The following is an 18,129-nucleotide window of genomic DNA, read 5'->3' on the forward strand; positions in this document are numbered from 1 at the left end:
CGGCGTTCACCCGCGCGCCGCGCGCCGTACGCCGACGCCCGGTACGCGCTTGCCTACGTTCGTACGGTGAGCCTCTCGCGCATCTGTCTCCTCGCGTCCCTGGCGTCCCTGACGTCCCTGGTCGCGGGCGCCCTGATCGCACCGCCGCCCCCCGTCTCCTACGCGGCCGTGCCCCACCCGCCGGCGACCACCGACTGCGGCCACGAAACCGACCCCGCCTGGGCCCCGTCCTCCACCCGTTTCGGCGAGGCCGGCGGCTACGCCCCGTACGTCGGCAACGGCTACCTGGCCCACCGGGTGCCCGCCGCGGGCGCCGGATACGCGGCGACGGGCGAGAAGACCGGCTGGCCGCTGTTCACCCCGCGCTACGCCGGGGCCTTCGTCTCCGGCCTGTTCGGGCGCGACAAGAACCTCGCCGACAGCCGGGAGGTGATCGCCGCCCTGCCGAGCTGGACGACCCTCGACGTACGCGTCGGCGACGAGACCTACGGCTCCGGCACTCCCCCGAGCCGGATCTCGCGCTACCGCCAGACCCTGTTCCTGCGCTGCGGTCTGGTGCGTACGTCGCTGCGCTGGACCACGGCCGACGGGCGCGCGACGGACCTCACGTACGAGGTGCTCGCCGACCGGTCCGACGCGCACACCGGTGCCGTACGGCTGCGCATGACCCCGCGCTGGAACGGCACCGCGAGCGTCACCGCCCGGCTGGACCCACGGGGCGCACGCCGCATCGACCTGGAGTCCGACGGCACGTTCCGCACCCTGGGGACCGGTACGGCGGGCGCGATCGCGCAGACGGTGCACGCCCCCGGACCGGTGACGACGCACGAAACCGGCACCGGCGCACGCCGGACGAGCACGCACCGTGTCCGCGCCGGGCGCACGTACACCTTCGAGAAGTACATCGGCGTCGACACCGCGCTCACCTCGCCCGCCCCGCGCACCACCGCCCTCGCGGCGTCGAGGCGCGCCGCCCGGCGCGGCTGGCCGGCCGTGCTCGCCGCGAACGCCGCGGCCTGGCGCACAGCGTGGGCGGCCGACATCTCCGTACCAGACAGCCCCGACCTGCAGAAATGGCTGCGAGCCGCGCAGTACGGCCTGCTCACCGCCACCCGGACCGGTTCCCGCGACAGCATCGCCCCGACCGGGCTGACCAGCGACGACTACGCCGGCCTGATCTTCTGGGACGCCGAGATCTGGATGTACCCCGGGCTGCTCGTCACCCGTCCCGGACCGGCCCGTTCGATCGTGGAGTACCGCTACCGCACCCGCGCCGCCGCCCGTGCCAACGCCCGGAAGCTCGGCCACCGGGGCCTGTTCTACCCGTGGACGAGCGCGAGCCGGGGCGACCTGTGGAGCGAGTGCCACAGCTGGGACCCCCCGCACTGCCTCACCCAGATCCACCTCCAGGGCGATGTCTCGCTCGCCGTCTGGCAGTACTACCTGGCGACCGGGGACCGCGCCTGGCTGGCCGGGCACGGCTGGCCACTGCTGCGGGGCATCGCCGAGTTCTGGACCTCCCGTGCCACCGCGAACGGCGACGGCACCTATTCGCTCAAGGACGTCGCGGGCCCCGACGAGTACAGCAACGGCGTCACCGACGGGGTCTTCACCAACGCGGTCGCGGCCACCGCCCTGCGCAACGCCGCCCGCGCCGCGCGCGTGCTCGGACATCCCGCACCGGCCGAGTGGACACGGGTCGCGGACGGCCTGCGCATCCCGTACGACCCGGCGCGCAAGCTGTTCCTCCAGTACGCGGGCTACAACGGCTCGACGATCAAACAGGCCGACGCGGTGCTGCTGCTCTACCCGCTGGAATGGCCGATGGAGCCGGGCGCCGCCGCGGCCACGCTCGACTACTACGCCACCCGCACCGACCCGGACGGCCCGGCCATGACGGACTCGGTCCACGCGATCGACGCGGCCACGATCGGGGAGGCCGGATGCGCGACGTACACCTACCTCCAGCGGTCCGTGCGCCCGTTCATCCGCGGACCGTACGCCCTGTTCAGCGAGGCACGGGGCAGGAAGGCGGGCGCCGAGGACCCACTGGCCGGGGCCCCCGCCGAGGACTTCCTCACCGGGAAGGGCGGCTTCCTCCAGGTCTTCACCCACGGGCTGACGGGCCTTCGGCTGCGCGAGGACGGGGTACGGCTCGACCCCCTCCTGCCCCCGCAGCTCGGCCGGGGCGTCACGCTGACGGGCCTGCGCTACCGGGGCCGCGTCTTCGACATCGCGATCGGGCCTCTGACGACCACGGTCCGGCTCACCTCCGGCACCCCGTTCACCCTGCACACCCCCACCGGCCCCCGCCTCCTCACCGGCACCCTCACCCTCCCCACCCGCCGCCCCGACCTCGCCGCCACCCCGGACGCGGCCCGCTGCCGGCCGGTGACGGCGACCTCCGAATCCCCCGGCCTGTACGCGGTGGCCGCCGTCGACGGCAGCCCGGCCACCTCCTGGTCGCCGGACGGCGCGACGGGCTCACTCACGGTCGACCTCGGACGCGCCGCCCCGGTGACCTCGGTCGCCCCGGAATGGACGGACGCCCGCTCCGTCCCGTACCGCCTGGAGACCTCGGTGACCGGCACCGGCTGGCGCCCCTACCGCCCGGGCGCGACGGCCCGCCTGGTGCGCCTGACCGTCACCGCCCCCGACCCCGAAAAGCCGTCGGGCGTACGGGAACTGACGGTCACACAGCCATGACGCGGACTTCCGGGGGCGCTCCAGCACCCGCCCGGCACCGCCCACGCAACATCACGCACCGACCGGGCCGCTCCCCGCCGATCCTGCCGCCACCTTCTGCATCTCTCGCTCCAACGTCGCCGGCTCCTGGCGACGTCCTACGCTCCGGACACCGCGGCTCGCGCGGCAATCCGTGAGAACCTGCAGCAGGATCGCTACCTCATCACCACCACGCCGCCGAACTCGACGACGTGGAGGTGATCAGACGCCTCACCCGGGAAGCGAACGGCGAAGCGATCAGCGCCGACGCGTTCACTGCAGCCATGCACCTCGTTCGGATCGGGCTGTGGCACGTGATGCGAGGCCAAGGCCCGGATCATCACGGGCTACACAATCGACGCTGCGACCAGTGACGAACTCGTCGCCGTCAAGGTGGCCCGCGACGGGGCCATGGTTTCCGTCGACTGGGAGAGCTGAGGGCGTCAGCCCCGCCTCGGTGGCGGCAGCCCGGCAGCACCGAACGGGGCACGGCGCATCGATCCCGGCCGCTGAAGACCCGGACCGCGACGGCGTGGGCAAGAGAAAGAACTGCTCCCGGAGCCCTGTCCCGGGATCAGCCACCCAATCGGCAGCTCATTCCACGAGTGCACGCAACCCAGATTGTGTACACATGGCACACTCGGTACCCTTGGTACATGACTCAGCCGCTGCCCATGGAGTCCATCCGCGACGTACGCGCTCACTTGGCCGAAGTCGTCGAACGGGCCGACCGCGACGACACGCCCACTGTCATCACCCGCCGCGGCAAGCAGGTCGCCGCCGTGGTCTCGATCGAGGTGCTGCGCAAGTACCAGGAGTGGGAAGAGCGCGAGATCAACCGCATCATCGACGAACGCATGGCGAGCCCGGCCGCCGGCGTCCCGATCGAGGACGTGATGCGGGAGACGCTGGCACGCAGTGAGTGACTACCGCACGGTGTTCCGCCCCGAGGCCCAGGCCGAGCTTCGCAAGATCCCTCGCGACATGGCGCTTCGTATCCTGGCCAAGCTGACAGAGCTGGAGAGCGACCCTTTCGGCTTCAACACCACGGCACTTGTCTCCCGGCCTGAGCACCGCCGCCTACGAGTCGGCGACTATCGCGTCTTCTACACCATCGACAACGGGGAACTAGTGGTGTGGGTCGTACACGTCGGACACCGCTCCACGGTCTACGGCACGTAGCCGCTTCAGGTTCTGCGGACTACTGCGGACAGCGCAACGGCCTGACCTGCCTTCTCGCAAGTCAGGCCGTTATTCACGTCCAATCAGACGTTGAAGCGGAACTCCACCACGTCGCCGTCCTGCATCACGTAGTCCTTGCCCTCCATGCGGGCCTTGCCCCTGGCGCGGGCCTCGGCCACCGAGCCGGCGTCGACCAGGTCCTCGAAGGAGATGACCTCCGCCTTGATGAAGCCCTTCTGGAAGTCGGTGTGGATCACACCGGCCGCCTCGGGGGCGGTGGCGCCCTTCTTGATCGTCCAGGCCCTGGCCTCCTTGGGGCCCGCCGTCAGGTAGGTCTGGAGGCCCAGGGTGTCGAAGCCGACGCGGCCGAGGGTGGCGAGGCCGGGCTCGTCCTGGCCCATGGACTGCAGGAGCTCCAGGGCCTCGTCGTCGTCGAGCTCGATCAGCTCGGACTCGATCTTGGCGTTGAGGAAGATCGCCTCGGCGGGGGCGACCAGGGCGCGCTGCTCGTTCTTGAAGTCCTCGTCGACCAGCTCCTCCTCGTCGACGTTGAAGACGTAGAGGAAGGGCTTGGTGGTGAGGAGGTGCAGCTCGTGGAGGAGCCTGCCCTTCTCGGTGCCCGCCGTGATGCCCGCGGCGAACAGCGTCTGGCCGGTCTCCAGGATCTTCTGGGCCTCCTCGACCGCGGCGAGGACCGCGACCTTGTCCTTCTGGAGGCGGGACTCCTTCGTGAGGCGCGGGACGGCCTTCTCGATGGACTGGAGGTCGGCGAGGATCAGCTCGGTGTTGATCGTCTCGATGTCGTCCTTCGGCGAGACCTTGCCGTCGACGTGGACGACGTTCTCGTCCTTGAAGGCGCGGATGACCTGGCAGATCGCGTCCGACTCACGGATGTTCGCCAGGAACTTGTTGCCCAGCCCCTCACCCTCCGAGGCGCCCCGGACGATGCCGGCGATGTCGACGAAGTCGACCGTCGCGGGCAGCAGCCGCTGGGAGCCGAAGATCTCCGCCAGCTTGTTCAGACGCGCGTCGGGGACACCGACGACCCCGACGTTGGGCTCGATCGTGGCGAACGGGTAGTTGGCCGCCAGCACGTCGTTCTTGGTCAGGGCGTTGAACAGGGTCGACTTGCCGACATTCGGCAGGCCGACGATTCCGATCGTGAGCGACACGTTGGCGACTTCCTGAAGGGGTGGGAGGGCGGGGTGGCCTCGGCCCGGGTGGGCCGATTCTCCAGTTTACGGGCGGGCGCGAGCGGCGGGCCCGGCAACCAGGAGTCCGGGCCCTGCGCTTCATGGCGGTTTCCAGGGGCCCCTGCGCTGCGGGGCCCCTCCGCGTCAGTCAGCGGCCGGCGCTCATGGGCCGGGGGCTCCGGCAGACACGGTCCGGGGGTGGGAAGGCCCTGGAGACCGGGGGGGGAAGCCGCCCGTCCGGCCCGGAAGTGGGCCCGGTTTCGTCCGGAGCGGTTCGGTTCCCGTTCGGCCGTGTGGCATCGAACTCACCCGCGACGTCGCCCAAAGGGCGTGTCCCGTACCCGCTTCCTGCCGCCCGGCGACCTACGTTGTCACGGTGGAGCAGCCCAGAACACGTCCCCCGCAGCGCCCGCAGCGCAGCCAGCCCCCGCAAGCCCCGCTGTCCCCGCAGGGCACCATCGACGAAGCCGCCGCCGTCTACCGGGTGATGGACGCGAAGCCGGGAGGCCGGTCCCGACCGGTGCCGCCCGTCGTCCTCGCGCTCCGCCGGCTGCCCAATCCCCGGCTGACCGGCATCGGCGCGGGGCTCTTCGCCGCCGCCGTCATGTTCGTGCTGGCGTGCCTCGACTCGCTGCTGCTCGACGGTTCGGCGATCGTGTACGGAGTGCTGTTCCTGCCGGTCAGCGCGCTGACCGCGCTATGGGTACGGCCGGCGGACCTGGTGACCGCCCCGATCATCGTGCCGATCGCGTTCGCCGTCGGGATCATCCCGATCTCCGGTGGTGAGGGAGGTTTCGCCGGTCAGACCATGGCGCTCGTCACCGCCCTCGCCGTGCACGCGGGCTGGCTGTACGGCGGCACGCTCGTCGCCGGGCTCATCTCGACCGTACGGAAGGTACGGATGATGCGCCTGCGTCAGCGGCAGCGCCGGGAGATGTCCGCCGCGCAGGCACCCCGCAACCCGAGGGAACCGCGCCGCCCCCGGCGCTGACCGGGGCCGGGCCTCCCGGGGCGAGCCTCCCGGGGCCGGGGCGCGGCTCGCGCACGCACTCCTGGACGGGCCGTACGTGTGCCCGGGCCGTCCACGAGCGCGTGCGGGGCCGTACGCCCGTGCGGCGCCTGGCGCCCAGCTCGTACGCGGGCGCCGCACTCCCGACCCGGCCCCCGGCCCTGCGCCCGAGCGCCTCGCAGCCTCTCGGCTCTACGGTTCCCCGGCTATACGGCTCCTCGGCTCCACGCCCTTTTCCGACGCCGCCATCGCCGCGCCCACGATGCCCGCGTTGTTCTGCAATTCCGCCGGCACCATCTCGGCCCGGACGTGCTCGATCAGCGGCAGGAACTTGTCGGCCTTGCGGCTGACCCCGCCACCGATGATGAAGAGCTCGGGAGAGAACAGCATCTCCACATGGCTCAGGTACTTCTGCACCCGGCGAGCCCAGTGGTGCCAGCCGAGGTTCTCGTCCTCCTTGGCCTTGGTGGAGGCATGTTTCTCCGCGTCCTGGCCGTTCAGCTCCAGGTGGCCGAGCTCGGTGTTGGGGACGAGGCTGCCGTCGGTGAACAGGGCGCTGCCGATCCCCGTACCGAACGTCAGCATGATCACGGTCCCCCTGCGGCCCCGCCCCGCGCCGAACGCCATCTCCGCGATGCCCGCGGCGTCGGCGTCGTTCAGCAGAGTGACGGGCAGGCCGAGCCGGTCGTCCAGGATCTGGCGGGCCTCCGCGTCGATCCAGCTCTTGTCGACGTTGGCCGCGGTACGGGTGCACCCGCTGGTGACGACGCCGGGGAAGGTGATGCCCACCGGGCCCGACCAGTCGAAGTGCCTGACCACCTCGGCCACGTGATCGGCCACGTCCTTGGGCGTGGCCGGGTGCGGTGTGAGTACTTTGTAGCGCTCCTGCGCCAGGTCTCCGCGCTCCAGGTCAACGGGAGCGCCCTTGATCCCGGATCCGCCGATGTCCACGCCGAAGATCTCCATGAAATCCACGGTACGGGCAGACAGGCGGCCCGGCCCACTTCCCGAAACCACCGGAGCCGCCGGAGCAGTCGGCTGACGCACGACGGCCCCGGCGGCTCCGGCGACGGGGCTACTTCCCCTCGGCCAGCGCGGCGGCCTCGGCGCGCAGGTCGCGGCGGAGTTCCTTCGGAAGCGAGAACGTGATGGACTCCTCGGCCGCCTTCACGATCTCCACGTCCTCGAAGCCGCGCTGCGACAGCCACTCCAGAACGCCGTCGACCAGCACCTCGGGAACGGACGCGCCCGAGGTGACGCCCACCGTGGAGACGCCCTCCAGCCATGCCTCGTCGATCTCGTCGGCGAAGTCGACCAGGTGGGCGTCGCCGGCACCGGCGCCGAGGGCGACCTCGACCAGGCGGACCGAGTTGGAGGAGTTCTTGGAGCCGACGACGATCACGAGGTCGGCGTCCGCACCCATCTGCTTCACGGCGGTCTGCCGGTTCTGCGTGGCGTAGCAGATGTCGTCACTGGGCGGCGAGACCAGAAGCGGGAACTTCTCCTTGAGCGCGCCGACCGTCTCCATCGTCTCGTCGACGGAGAGCGTGGTCTGGGAGAGCCAGACGACCTTCGACGGGTCGCGCACCTCGACGTTCGCGACGTCCTCGGGGCCGTCGACCAGCGTGATGTGGTCGGGGGCCTCGCCGGAGGTGCCGATGACCTCCTCGTGGCCCTCGTGGCCGATCAGGAGGATGTCGAAGTCCTGCTGTGCGAAGCGGACGGCCTCCTTGTGGACCTTGGTGACCAGGGGGCAGGTCGCGTCGATCGTGGCGAGCTTCCGCTCGGCGGCCTCCTGGTGCACGGTCGGCGCGACGCCGTGCGCGGAGAACATCACGATCGAGCCCTCGGGGACCTCCGCCGTCTCCTCGACGAAGATCGCGCCCTTCTTCTCCAGGGTCTGTACGACGTACTTGTTGTGGACGATCTCGTGGCGTACGTAGACCGGGGAGCCGTACTGCTCCAGGGCCTTCTCCACGGCGATCACGGCACGGTCCACGCCCGCGCAGTAGCCACGAGGAGCGGCGAGCAGGACGCGGCGGGGGGTCGGAGCAGTCATGGGCCCATCGTAAGGCCGCGCCGGACGGGCGGAAGATCGACGGGGTCGCCAGACTGATGCGTACGCGATCCGATGCGTACGCGGTCCGATCGGGTGCGCCTGGTCGAGCATCGAGTGCACCTGGTCGAGTACACGATCGACGGAGGGCTCATGTCGGGGACCGGAGACGGCAGCGACGGCGGCGCGGAGGCGAGGGGGTCGCACCAGGAGCCGGGCCGGCTGCGGCGGACGCTCGGTTTCCGGGATCTGGTGGTCTACGGACTCCTCTTCATCGCGCCGATGGCGCCCGTCGGGGTGTTCGGGACGCTCGACGCGAAGTCGGGCGGCGCGGTGGCACTGGTCTATGTCGCGGCGACGGTCGTGATGGCGTTCACGGCGTTCAGCTACGCCCAGATGGTGCGCGTCGCCCCGCTGGCGGGTTCGGTCTTCGCGTATGCGCGCAAGGGGCTCGGGGACGGGGCGGGGTTCGTCGCGGGGTGGATGGCGATGCTCGACTACCTCCTGATCCCGGCCGTCGCCTACCTCTTCTCCGGGATCGCGCTGAACGCACTCGTGCCGTCGGTGTCGCGGTGGGTGTGGACGGCGCTCGCCGTCGTCGTGACCACGCTGCTCAATCTGTGGGGTGTACGGGCCGCCGCCCGGGTCGGTTTCGCGGTCCTCGCGATGGAGGTCGTGGTGCTGCTGGTGTTCCTGGTGTCGGCGGTGGCGGTGCTCGTACGGGACGGGGCGCAGCGCGGATGGCTGACCCCGTTCACGGGCGACGCCGGTTTCGCCCTGTCGGCCGTGTTGAGCGCGGTGTCGGTCGCCGTGCTGTCCTATCTGGGCTTCGACGCGATCGCGTCGTTCGCCGAGGAGGCGACGGGCGGCTCGGCGAAGGTGGCGCGGGCGGTGCTGTTCTGTCTGGTGCTCGCGGGCGCGCTGTTCGTGGCGCAGGGGTATCTGGCGGCGCTGCTGGAGCCGATGACGTCGGCGGAGCTGGCCGCCGATCCGGCCGCGCAGGGGTCGGCGTTCTACGACACGGTGGACGCCTCGGTCGGAACCTGGCTGCACGACCTGGTGGCGGTCAGCAAGGCGGTCGGGGCGACCTTCGCGGCACTGGCCGGGCAGGCGGCCGCGGGACGGCTGGTGTTCGCGATGGCCAGGGAGCGGCGGCTTCCTTCGCTGCTGTCCAGGGTCGATCCGCGGTCGGGGGTGCCGCGGTTCGCGATCCTGCTGGCGGCGGCGGTGACGCTGGTGGCCGCGGTGTGGGCGGCCGGGCGCCCCGACGGTCTCGACCATCTGGTGTCGGTCGTCGACATCGGGGCGCTGACGGCGTTCGTGCTGCTGCACGCGTCGGTGATCGGCTGGTTCGCCCTACGCCGGATGGAGGGGCCGCCGAGTTGGTGGCGGCACGTGCTGGTGCCGGTGGTGGGTGCGGGGGTGCTGGTCGCGGTGATCATGGCGGCGACCGCGAGTGCCCAGGTGGTGGGGGTGTGCTGGCTGGGGGTGGGACTGGTGGTACTGGCGGTGCAGTGGGGGCGGCGGCCGGTGTGACGGAGGCCGTACGCCTCACACGGGCGCCGCGCGCGTGCGCCTCACACCGACGCCATGCGCACTCGCCCCGCACGTACGAACGGCGGCGGGAACGGCGGCGGCAACGGCTACGGCGACGGCGTGGCCGGTTCGTGGACCGCTGATTGTCGGTGCGGGCGGATACGCTCACTCGCATGGCTCTCCAAACGTCCGCGGAAGCTCCGCTGCCCGTCGGCGAGGTGTCGCGGCTCATCGGCGGCTGGATCGACCGGCTCGGGGCGGTCTGGGTCGAGGGGCAGATCACCCAGCTGTCACGGCGCCCCGGCGCCGGTGTGGTCTTCCTGACGCTGCGCGACCCCTCGCGGGACGTCTCGGTGGGCGTGACGTGCTTCCGGCAGGTCTTCGACCGGATCGCCGACGTGGTGACGGAGGGGGCGCGGGTCGTCGTCCTCGCGAAGCCCGAGTGGTACGCGCCACGAGGGCAGCTGTCGCTGCGGGCCACGGAGATACGGCCGGTCGGCGTCGGCGAGCTGCTGGTCCGTCTCGAACAGCTGAGGAGGGCGCTGGCCTCGGAGGGGCTCTTCGCGCGCGACCGGAAGAAGCCGTTGCCGTTCCTGCCCCAGCTGATCGGGCTGGTCTGCGGGCGGGCCTCCGCGGCCGAGCGCGATGTGCTGGAGAACGCCCGGCGGCGGTGGCCCGCGGTGCGGTTCGAGGTGCGGAACACGGCGGTGCAGGGGGTGCACGCGGTCAATCAGGTGGTCCAGGCCGTGAAGGAGCTGGACGACCTCCCGGACGTCGACGTGATCGTCGTCGCCCGGGGCGGCGGCAGCGTGGAGGACCTGTTGCCGTTCTCGGACGAGCAGCTGATCCGTACGGTCGCCGCGTGCCGCACGCCCGTGGTGTCCGCGATCGGCCATGAGCCGGACTCCCCGCTGCTCGACCTGGTCGCGGACCTGCGGGCCTCCACGCCGACGGACGCGGCGAAGAAGATCGTGCCCGATGTGGGCGAGGAACTGGACCGCGTGCGGCAGCTGCGGGACCGGGCGCTGCGGTCGGTCCGGGGGCTGCTGGAGCGGGAGGAACGGGGGCTGGCGTACGCGCTGGCCAGACCGTCGATGGAGCATCCGCGGCGAATGGTGGACGAACGGGCGTCGGAGATCGACGCCCTGGTCGGACGCAGCCGGCGGGTGCTGGGGCATCTGCTGGACCGGGCGGACTCCGAGCTCGCCCACACCCGGGCGCGCGTGATCGCACTGTCGCCCGCGGCGACCCTGGAGCGCGGATACGCGGTACTGCAACGGGCCGACGGCCATGTGGTGCGGACGCCCGAGGACGCGGGACCGGCGGGCGAGGTGCTCCGGGCACGGGTGTCGGGGGGCGAGTTCGCGGTGCGGGTTGCCGAGTGAACCCGGGCTGGGCAGCGCCACGAGGAGACGCACCGCGAGGGCTCGCACCGTGACGGGCCGGACGGCACGGCACGCCGGCGCGGTGCGGTGCGCGGACGACGGCGATGGACAGCGGCGATGACGGACGACGAGGTCGAGGGCCCTGGTGGGCCGGAACGTAGGGTGAGGCACATGACGGACGACGGGGCCGCGACGGCCGGTGCCACGAGCACGCTCGGATACGAGCAGGCCCGTGACGAGCTGATCGAGGTGGTACGCCGCCTGGAGGCGGGCGGTACGACGCTGGAGGAGTCCCTCGCCCTGTGGGAGCGGGGCGAGGAGCTGGCGAAGGTGTGCCGGCACTGGCTGGAGGGCGCCCGCGCGCGCCTGGACGCGGCCCTGGCCGGACCGGCCGGCGCTCCGGAGAGCGACGACGCGGGCCCGCGGAACGGCGGCGGCGCGGCGGGCGACGACGCCTGAGCCCCGGCGGCCCCGACGGCGGCCGGGCCCGGCGGCCGAGGCCACCGGACGCCTCGCCGATACCGCTCCGCGGCGCCCAAGGTCAGTGCAAGCTTGTGGGACGGGTCACTCCACCCCAGGTTTAGTTGAAAGTTAATACACCTCTGCCTTACGGTGTTCCGCGTTGCACGAACCATGCGCACACCGTCCGGAAGGCAATACCGCACCATGTCCCTCGTTCTCGACCCCGCCGCGCAGGACCTCCTCTTCCGTGAGGCCCGTACCGCCAACACCTTCACCGACGAGCCGGTCACCGATGAGCAGGTCCAGGCGATCTACGACCTGGTCAAGTACGGCCCCACCGCGTTCAACCAGTCGCCGCTGCGCGTCGTCCTGGTCCGCTCCGACGACGCCCGCGCGCGCCTCGTGAAGCACATGGCCGAAGGCAACCAGCCGAAGACCGCCACCGCCCCGCTGGTCGCGATCCTGGCCACCGACAACGAGTTCCACGAGGAGCTTCCGGCCCTGATGCCGCACTTCCCGCAGGCCAAGGACGCGTTCTTCTCCGAGCGCCCGGTCCGTGAGTCGTCCGCCGTGCTCAACGGTGCGTTGCAGGCCGCGTACTTCATCCTGGGCATCCGCGCCGCCGGTCTGGCCGCCGGCCCGATGACCGGCTTGGACGCCGCGGGCATCGAGAAGGAGTTCCTGGACGGCGACCACAAAGTGCTGATGGTCGTCAACATCGGCAAGCCGGGCAAGGACGCCTGGTTCCCGCGCCTGCCGCGCCTCTCCTACGGCGAGGTCGTCACGACCGTCTGATCGCGCGACGCGGCCAGGAAGAAGGCCCCGGAGCGGCACCGCTCGCCGCCGGCCCGGGGCCTCTTCCATGCCCGGGCCGCGACGCCCCGGGCTCCCTGCGCCGACCGGGACGCCCCGGACTCCGCACGCCCGCACGCCTCGGGGCGCCTTGAACGCTCCGTACGCCCGAACACCTCGGACTCCATGTCCGAACACCTCGGGGCACCCATCAGCACTCCATACGCCCGAACGAACGCCCCGGACCCCGGGCCCGAAACGCCTCGGGGCGCCCCGAGGCGTTGTGCGCCGGGACGCCCCGAGGGCGACGCGTCAGGATTCCTCGAGTGCGGCGGCCATCTCCGCCAGCCGTTCCGTCGAGGCCGACCCCGTCACCACCGTGGTCGCGTCCTTGCCGGGGAGCACGAGGGCGTCGTACTTGTCACCCTTCCAGTGCTGCCACTCCTCACCGGCGACCTGCCGGGTGCGCCCAGTGTCCCTGGCGTCCTGGCTGACCTCGGTGACGTACTTCTTCGCCGGGGAGGTGGACTGCTCCACGGCGACGTACTTGCCGTCCGGGTCGAGGAAGCCCAGGTGCCAGCTGTCGCCGTTCTGGCGGTCGTAGCTGACCGAGGTCGGCTTCCAGTTCTTGGCGAGCCCGTCCGGGGCGGCCACCGGGTACGGCGCCGCGCGCCGCGCGGTCAGCAGTTCCACCCGGTAGTCGATCGCCGGGACCGGGTTGGCGCTCTCGTCGTGCGGAATGAAGATGTAAATGAGGCCCGCCATGCCGGTGGCCACCGCCATCGACAGGAACATGCCCCGCACCGTCTGCTTGCCTCGCTTGCTAGCCACGGGTCCATGGTCGCATCAGAGACGGTGGGCCCACCCCTCGGGTCAACCGCTCAAAAGTGACCCGGTCTGCTCATTTTGTCGACCTGCCGATAGAGTCATTGCACCCTCTTCCGGTCGTCGCCGTACAGAAAGGTGCGCTCCGATGTCCGAGCATCATCTGCCGTCTCAGCTGGAGGTCTCCCCGGAGGCCCCCGATCGCAACCTCGCCCTGGAACTGGTCCGGGTCACCGAGGCCGCCGCCATGGCGGCGGGGCGCTGGGTCGGCCGCGGAGACAAGATCGGCGCCGACGGGGCCGCCGTGAAGGCCATGCGAACCCTCGTGTCCACCGTGTCGATGAACGGTGTCGTCGTCATCGGCGAGGGCGAGAAGGACGAAGCCCCCATGCTGTTCAACGGCGAGCGCGTCGGTGACGGCACGGGCCCCGAGGTCGACATCGCGGTGGACCCGATCGACGGTACGACGCTCAACGCCAAGGGCATGCCCAACGCGATCGCCGTACTGGCCGCCGCCGACCGCGGCGCCATGTTCGACCCGTCCGCGGTCTTCTACATGGACAAGCTGGTCACGGGACCCGAGGCCGCCGACTTCGTCGACATCAACGCGCCCGTCTCGGTGAACATCCGCCGTGTCGCGAAGGCGAAGAACTCCTCCCCCGAGGACGTCACCGTCGTCGTCCTCGACCGCCCGCGCCACGAGGGCATCGTCAAGGAGATCCGGGAGACCGGCGCCCGCATCAAGTTCATCTCCGACGGCGACGTCGCGGGCTCGATCATGGCCGCCCGCGAGGGGACCGGCGTGGACCTGCTGATGGGCATCGGCGGCACGCCCGAGGGCATCATCTCGGCGTGCGCCATAAAGTGCCTCGGCGGTGTCATTCAGGGCAAGCTCTGGCCGAAGGACGAGGCCGAGCGGCAGCGCGCGCTGGACGCCGGACACGACCTGGACCGCGTGCTGTCCACCGACGACCTGGTCAGCGGCGACAACGTGTTCTTCGTCGCGACCGGCATCACCGACGGCGAGCTGATGCGCGGCGTGCGGTACCGCGCGGAGACGGCGACCACCGAGTCGATCGTCATGCGGTCCAAGTCCGGCACCATCCGGAAGATCGACTCGACGCACCGGCTCTCGAAGCTCCGCGCCTACAGCGCGATCGACTTCGACCGCGCGAAGTAACCCCCCCCCCGCGGACCCGGGGGTCGGGTCCGTGGCCCCGTTCCCGAGTGCACGTGGCCCCGTTCCCGAGTGCAGGGGACGTACGCGAAGAGGCGCCCCGTATGTGCGGTGGGGCGCCTCTTCGCGTACACGAGGGTGCCGCGCGCGTGGAGACGGGCTCCCGGTTGTCCGCCGCCTGCCGAGCCGTCGGCGTCCGACAGCCGTACGCCGGTCAGCCGGCCGCGGCGACGGGGTTCGCGGCCCCGGTGGACGCCGCCGACGCCTTCAGCTCCATGTCGCGCCGCCTGCGCCGGGCGAGCACCACGCGGCGCTCGGCGGCGGTGAGGCCGCCCCACACGCCGTACGGCTCCGGCTGCATCAGCGCGTGCTCCTGGCACTCGACCATCACCGGGCAGCGGGCGCAGACCCGCTTCGCGGACTCCTCCCGCGCGAGTCTGGCAGCGGTCGGCTCCTTCGAAGGAGCGAAGAACAGCCCGGCCTCGTCGCGGCGGCACACCGCCTCCGAGTGCCAGGGGCCGGCCTGGTCCTCCCGAGCGGGGATGCGCTGGGGAGGGACGGCGGCGACCTGCAGGGGCTGATGCGGCAGTTGCAGCACGGTCTACTCCTGACGACGGCTTCGGAGCGAGAAGACGATGCAGCAGTCCCTACCCACTGTGCGTATACCCATGCACTGAGTGGCCTTGGTTCCGGGCCGCGCAATGGCCACTGGTCAGGAATATGGCTGATTTCCGAAGGGGTTTCAGAGGCGCTTCGGAGGCGGCCCGGAGCCGGTCCGGAGGCACTTCCGAGGCGGCTCGGAGGCGCTTTCGAGGCGGCCGGGAGCCGACTCGAAAGTGACGCGATCGAGGGCGGGAGAAGTTCAGGGGAATTCCGAAGGGGCTCCCTCCCGCGCCGCCGCCTCAGCCCAGGTGTTTGCGCATCTGTTTGCGCAGCCGGTCCTGAAGGTCCTCGATGAACTTCCCGCGCTTGGGCTTGGCGTCGACGCTGCCGAACACCGAATATCCGTTGACGACGACCACGGGCGCCTCGGGGTCCGCGGATTCCAGCGTGGAGACCTCGAAGCTGCCGAAGATGCCGGTCCCGCTGCCGCGCAGGGAGATGTTCTCGGGGACTCTGATATCGACGCTGCCGAAGACGGAAGTCGCGTTGATCACCGTGAGCCTCTGGCCGAAAAGCGCCTCTGTCAGATCGATCTCCACACTGCCGAAAAAGGCGAAGACGTTCGTACGGCCGCTGACCCGCCAGCGCCCCCTGCGGGTGGAACTGCTGAAGACGGCCACGAGGTTCTCCGCCGGGCCCGCCGCGTCCACCTGGCCGTGGACGGCGTGCACGCCGGGCGCGACGGTCGGACGGGAGCCGTCGGGGGCGGGCAGATCCCGCACCAGCGGTTCGAGCTCGCCCACGGTCTTGGCGCGATAGACCGCCTCGACACGCTCGGAGTGCTCCTCGGCGGTGAGCCTGCCCTCGGCCATGGCCTCGCGCAGGATGTCCGCGATCCGGTCGCGGTCCGCGTCGGAGGCGCGGATACCGGCGGGCTCGCCCGGAGCTACGGGCTTCTGAGGGTGCTTTTCGAGGTCCACCGGCCCAGGGTACCGAAACGCGATAGATCGCGACTACCCCTGACTCCGGCACCGCCGTGTCGCGTCCGCACCCGTGCCCCGCACCCCGTACCCCGTACCCCGTGCCCCGCACCCCCTACCCGTGCCCCGTGCCCGCGAACGCCTCGGGCGGACCCGGACGCCCCCTCGGCCGAACGCCCGGACAAACCCTCTCGGACGGTGCCCGAACTGAGCCTTACCTCACAGCTCCGGCGTCCGCGCGGGGTTCTACCCTGGTGGATGCGCTGCCCGAGGGAGGCCAGCCGCCGTCTGCCGAGTGAGGAATGGCCGTAATGCCAGAGTTCGCGTACTCCGATCTGCTCCCCCTGGGGGAGGACACCACGCCTTATCGTCTGGTGACCTCCGAGGGTGTCTCCACCTTCGAGGCCGACGGCCGTACGTTCCTCAAGGTCTCCCCGGAGGCGCTGCGCACCCTGGCCGCCGAGGCCATGCACGACATCTCGCACTACCTGCGCCCCGCCCACCTCGCGCAGCTGCGGCGGATCGTGGACGACCCCGGGGCGTCGTCCAACGACAAGTTCGTCGCGCTCGACCTGCTGAAGAACGCCAACATCGCCGCGGCGGGTGTCCTGCCGATGTGCCAGGACACCGGCACCGCGATCGTCATGGGCAAGCGCGGGCAGAACGTGCTCACCGAGGGCGGTGACGAACAGGCCCTGTCGCACGGCATCTTCGACGCCTACACCAAGCTCAACCTCCGCTATTCGCAGATGGCCCCGCTCACCATGTGGGAGGAGAAGAACACCGGCTCGAACCTGCCCGCGCAGATCGAGCTGTACGCCACCGACGGCGGCGCGTACAAGTTCCTCTTCATGGCGAAGGGCGGCGGCTCGGCCAACAAGTCGTTCCTGTTCCAGGAGACGAAGGCGGTGCTGAACGAGACCTCCATGATGAAGTTCCTGGAGGAGAAGATCCGTTCGCTGGGGACGGCCGCCTGCCCGCCCTACCACCTGGCGATCGTGGTCGGCGGCACGTCGGCCGAATTCGCGCTGAAGACCGCGAAGTACGCCTCCGCGCACTACCTGGACGAGCTGCCCACCGAGGGCTCCCCCACCGGTCACGGTTTCCGGGACAAGGAGTTGGAGGAGAAGGTCTTCGAGCTGACGCAGAAGATCGGCATCGGCGCCCAGTTCGGCGGCAAGTACTTCTGCCACGACGTACGCGTCGTCCGCCTCCCCCGCCACGGCGCGTCGCTGCCGGTCGCGATCGCCGTGTCCTGCTCGGCGGACCGCCAGGCCGTCGCGAAGATCACCGCCGAGGGCGTCTTCCTGGAGCAGTTGGAGAAGGACCCGGCGCGCTTCCTGCCGGACACCACCGACGAGCACCTGGACGAGTCCGGGGACGTCGTGAGGATCGACCTCAACCGGCCGATGGACGAGGTCCTCGCCGAGCTGACCAAGTACCCGGTCAAGACCCGGCTGTCGCTGACCGGTCCGCTGGTCGTGGCCCGCGACATCGCGCACGCCAAGATCAAGGAGCGGCTGGACGCGGGCGAGGAGATGCCGCAGTACCTGAAGGACCACCCGGTCTACTACGCGGGCCCTGCGAAGACCCCCGAAGGGTACGCGTCCGGCTCCTTCGGCCCGACCACGGCCGGCCGCATGGACAGCTACGTCGCACAGTTCCAGGCGGCGGGCGGCTCCAAGGTGATGCTCGCCAAGGGCAACCGCTCCCAGCAGGTCACCGACGCCTGCGAGGCGCACGGCGGCTTCTACCTCGGCTCGATCGGCGGCCCGGCGGCGCGCCTCGCGCAGGACTGCATCAAGAAGGTCGAGGTCGTCGAGTACGAGGAGCTCGGCATGGAGGCGGTGTGGCGGATCGAGGTCGAGGACTTCCCCGCGTTCATCGTCGTCGACGACAAGGGCAACGACTTCTTCACCGAGCCGGCCGCCGCACCGACGTTCACCAGCATTCCGGTGCGGGGCCCCGGCCTCGCCTGACATCCCGGGAAGGACACACCCGGACGCGGAGTGACACGCCCCTTCGCGCGAACGGACACCGCGGGCCCGAGTGGCACGTTCGCGCGACAGGGGCCGTCTCCGCGTCCGGGTACGGAGGTACGGCAGCACGACCGCCGCGTACCCCGGTCGTGAGCGCGCGCCCGCTCACGACGGGGTGCGCGGCGGTACGCGTTTCGGGGGTGCGCGGCTGCACGTGCTCGGGGAC

The 18,129-nt window shown here is 71.0% G+C and carries 16 protein-coding genes; 10 read left to right on the forward strand and 6 right to left on the reverse strand.

The window, feature by feature from the left end; genetic code table 11:
- Nucleotides 1-66: 66 nt before the first annotated feature.
- The 3 genes from ACGF2V_RS27090 to ACGF2V_RS27100 all read left to right on the forward strand — a co-directional run bounded on the left by ACGF2V_RS27090 (nt 67) and on the right by ACGF2V_RS27100 (nt 3,906).
- Entirely contained in the window at nt 67-2,706 is a 2,640-nt protein-coding gene (locus ACGF2V_RS27090) for a glycosyl hydrolase family 65 protein (RefSeq protein ID WP_362709667.1), read from the forward strand.
- Between the two features lie 674 nt (nt 2,707-3,380).
- A complete protein-coding gene (locus tag ACGF2V_RS27095; protein WP_362625393.1) occupies nt 3,381-3,650 on the forward strand; it encodes a type II toxin-antitoxin system Phd/YefM family antitoxin in 270 nt (89 codons plus the stop codon).
- On the forward strand, nt 3,643-3,906 hold the full coding sequence (locus ACGF2V_RS27100; protein ID WP_362709665.1) for a type II toxin-antitoxin system RelE/ParE family toxin: 264 nt from the start codon (nt 3,643-3,645) through the stop codon (nt 3,904-3,906). The genes ACGF2V_RS27095 and ACGF2V_RS27100 overlap by 8 nt, the downstream gene beginning before the upstream one ends.
- Before the next feature lie 83 nt (nt 3,907-3,989).
- On the opposite strand, the gene ychF is transcribed toward ACGF2V_RS27100, so the two are convergent.
- On the reverse strand, nt 3,990-5,078 hold the full coding sequence (ychF, locus tag ACGF2V_RS27105) for a redox-regulated ATPase YchF (protein ID WP_362709663.1): 1,089 nt from the start codon (nt 5,076-5,078) through the stop codon (nt 3,990-3,992).
- 397 nt (nt 5,079-5,475) lie between these two features.
- Here ychF and ACGF2V_RS27110 point away from each other — a divergent pair, with 397 nt between their 5' ends.
- Nucleotides 5,476-6,090, forward strand: a complete 615-nt coding sequence (locus tag ACGF2V_RS27110; protein ID WP_362625388.1) for a DUF6542 domain-containing protein — start codon at nt 5,476-5,478, stop codon at nt 6,088-6,090.
- Nucleotides 6,091-6,300: 210 nt separating this feature from the next.
- On the opposite strand, the gene ppgK is transcribed toward ACGF2V_RS27110, so the two are convergent.
- Together ppgK and ACGF2V_RS27120 are read right to left on the reverse strand one after the other, a co-directional pair.
- Nucleotides 6,301-7,074, reverse strand: a complete 774-nt coding sequence (ppgK, locus tag ACGF2V_RS27115) for a polyphosphate--glucose phosphotransferase (RefSeq protein ID WP_362625386.1) — start codon at nt 7,072-7,074, stop codon at nt 6,301-6,303.
- 109 nt (nt 7,075-7,183) lie between these two features.
- On the reverse strand, nt 7,184-8,167 hold the full coding sequence (locus ACGF2V_RS27120; protein ID WP_362709661.1) for a 4-hydroxy-3-methylbut-2-enyl diphosphate reductase: 984 nt from the start codon (nt 8,165-8,167) through the stop codon (nt 7,184-7,186).
- A 150-nt stretch (nt 8,168-8,317) separates the two neighbouring features.
- Between ACGF2V_RS27120 and ACGF2V_RS27125 the strand changes: the two genes are divergently transcribed.
- From ACGF2V_RS27125 to ACGF2V_RS27140, 4 genes are all read left to right on the forward strand, one after another.
- Nucleotides 8,318-9,700, forward strand: a complete 1,383-nt coding sequence (locus tag ACGF2V_RS27125; RefSeq protein WP_362709659.1) for an APC family permease — start codon at nt 8,318-8,320, stop codon at nt 9,698-9,700.
- Nucleotides 9,701-9,873: 173 nt separating this feature from the next.
- Nucleotides 9,874-11,085 (forward strand): exodeoxyribonuclease VII large subunit, encoded by a 1,212-nt coding sequence (gene xseA, locus ACGF2V_RS27130; RefSeq protein WP_362625383.1) that lies wholly within the window; start codon nt 9,874-9,876, stop codon nt 11,083-11,085.
- 171 nt (nt 11,086-11,256) lie between these two features.
- Nucleotides 11,257-11,544 (forward strand): exodeoxyribonuclease VII small subunit, encoded by a 288-nt coding sequence (locus ACGF2V_RS27135; protein ID WP_362625381.1) that lies wholly within the window; start codon nt 11,257-11,259, stop codon nt 11,542-11,544.
- 207 nt (nt 11,545-11,751) lie between these two features.
- A complete protein-coding gene (locus tag ACGF2V_RS27140) occupies nt 11,752-12,342 on the forward strand; it encodes a malonic semialdehyde reductase (protein WP_362625379.1) in 591 nt (196 codons plus the stop codon).
- Between the two features lie 309 nt (nt 12,343-12,651).
- Here the strand turns inward: ACGF2V_RS27140 and ACGF2V_RS27145 are convergent, their stop codons facing one another.
- Complete coding sequence (locus ACGF2V_RS27145) at nt 12,652-13,170, reverse strand: DUF4245 domain-containing protein (protein ID WP_362625377.1); 519 nt, start codon at nt 13,168-13,170, stop codon at nt 12,652-12,654.
- A 142-nt stretch (nt 13,171-13,312) separates the two neighbouring features.
- Here ACGF2V_RS27145 and glpX point away from each other — a divergent pair, with 142 nt between their 5' ends.
- A complete protein-coding gene (glpX, locus tag ACGF2V_RS27150) occupies nt 13,313-14,344 on the forward strand; it encodes a class II fructose-bisphosphatase (protein WP_360111918.1) in 1,032 nt (343 codons plus the stop codon).
- Between the two features lie 211 nt (nt 14,345-14,555).
- Here glpX and ACGF2V_RS27155 read toward each other — a convergent pair whose 3' ends face one another.
- On the reverse strand, nt 14,556-14,939 hold the full coding sequence (locus tag ACGF2V_RS27155; protein ID WP_362625375.1) for a WhiB family transcriptional regulator: 384 nt from the start codon (nt 14,937-14,939) through the stop codon (nt 14,556-14,558).
- A 304-nt stretch (nt 14,940-15,243) separates the two neighbouring features.
- Nucleotides 15,244-15,924, reverse strand: coding sequence for a DUF1707 domain-containing protein (locus ACGF2V_RS27160; RefSeq protein ID WP_362625373.1), 681 nt, complete (start codon nt 15,922-15,924; stop codon nt 15,244-15,246).
- A gap of 311 nt (nt 15,925-16,235) precedes the next feature.
- Between ACGF2V_RS27160 and ACGF2V_RS27165 the strand changes: the two genes are divergently transcribed.
- Nucleotides 16,236-17,903 carry a fumarate hydratase gene (locus ACGF2V_RS27165; protein ID WP_362625371.1) on the forward strand — a complete coding sequence of 556 codons (1,668 nt, stop codon included), beginning with the start codon at nt 16,236-16,238 and terminating at the stop codon, nt 17,901-17,903.
- The last annotated feature ends 226 nt before the right edge of the window (nt 17,904-18,129 follow it).

Source organism: Streptomyces sp. NPDC047982 (assembly GCF_043204165.1).
GTDB lineage: Bacteria > Actinomycetota > Actinomycetes > Streptomycetales > Streptomycetaceae > Streptomyces.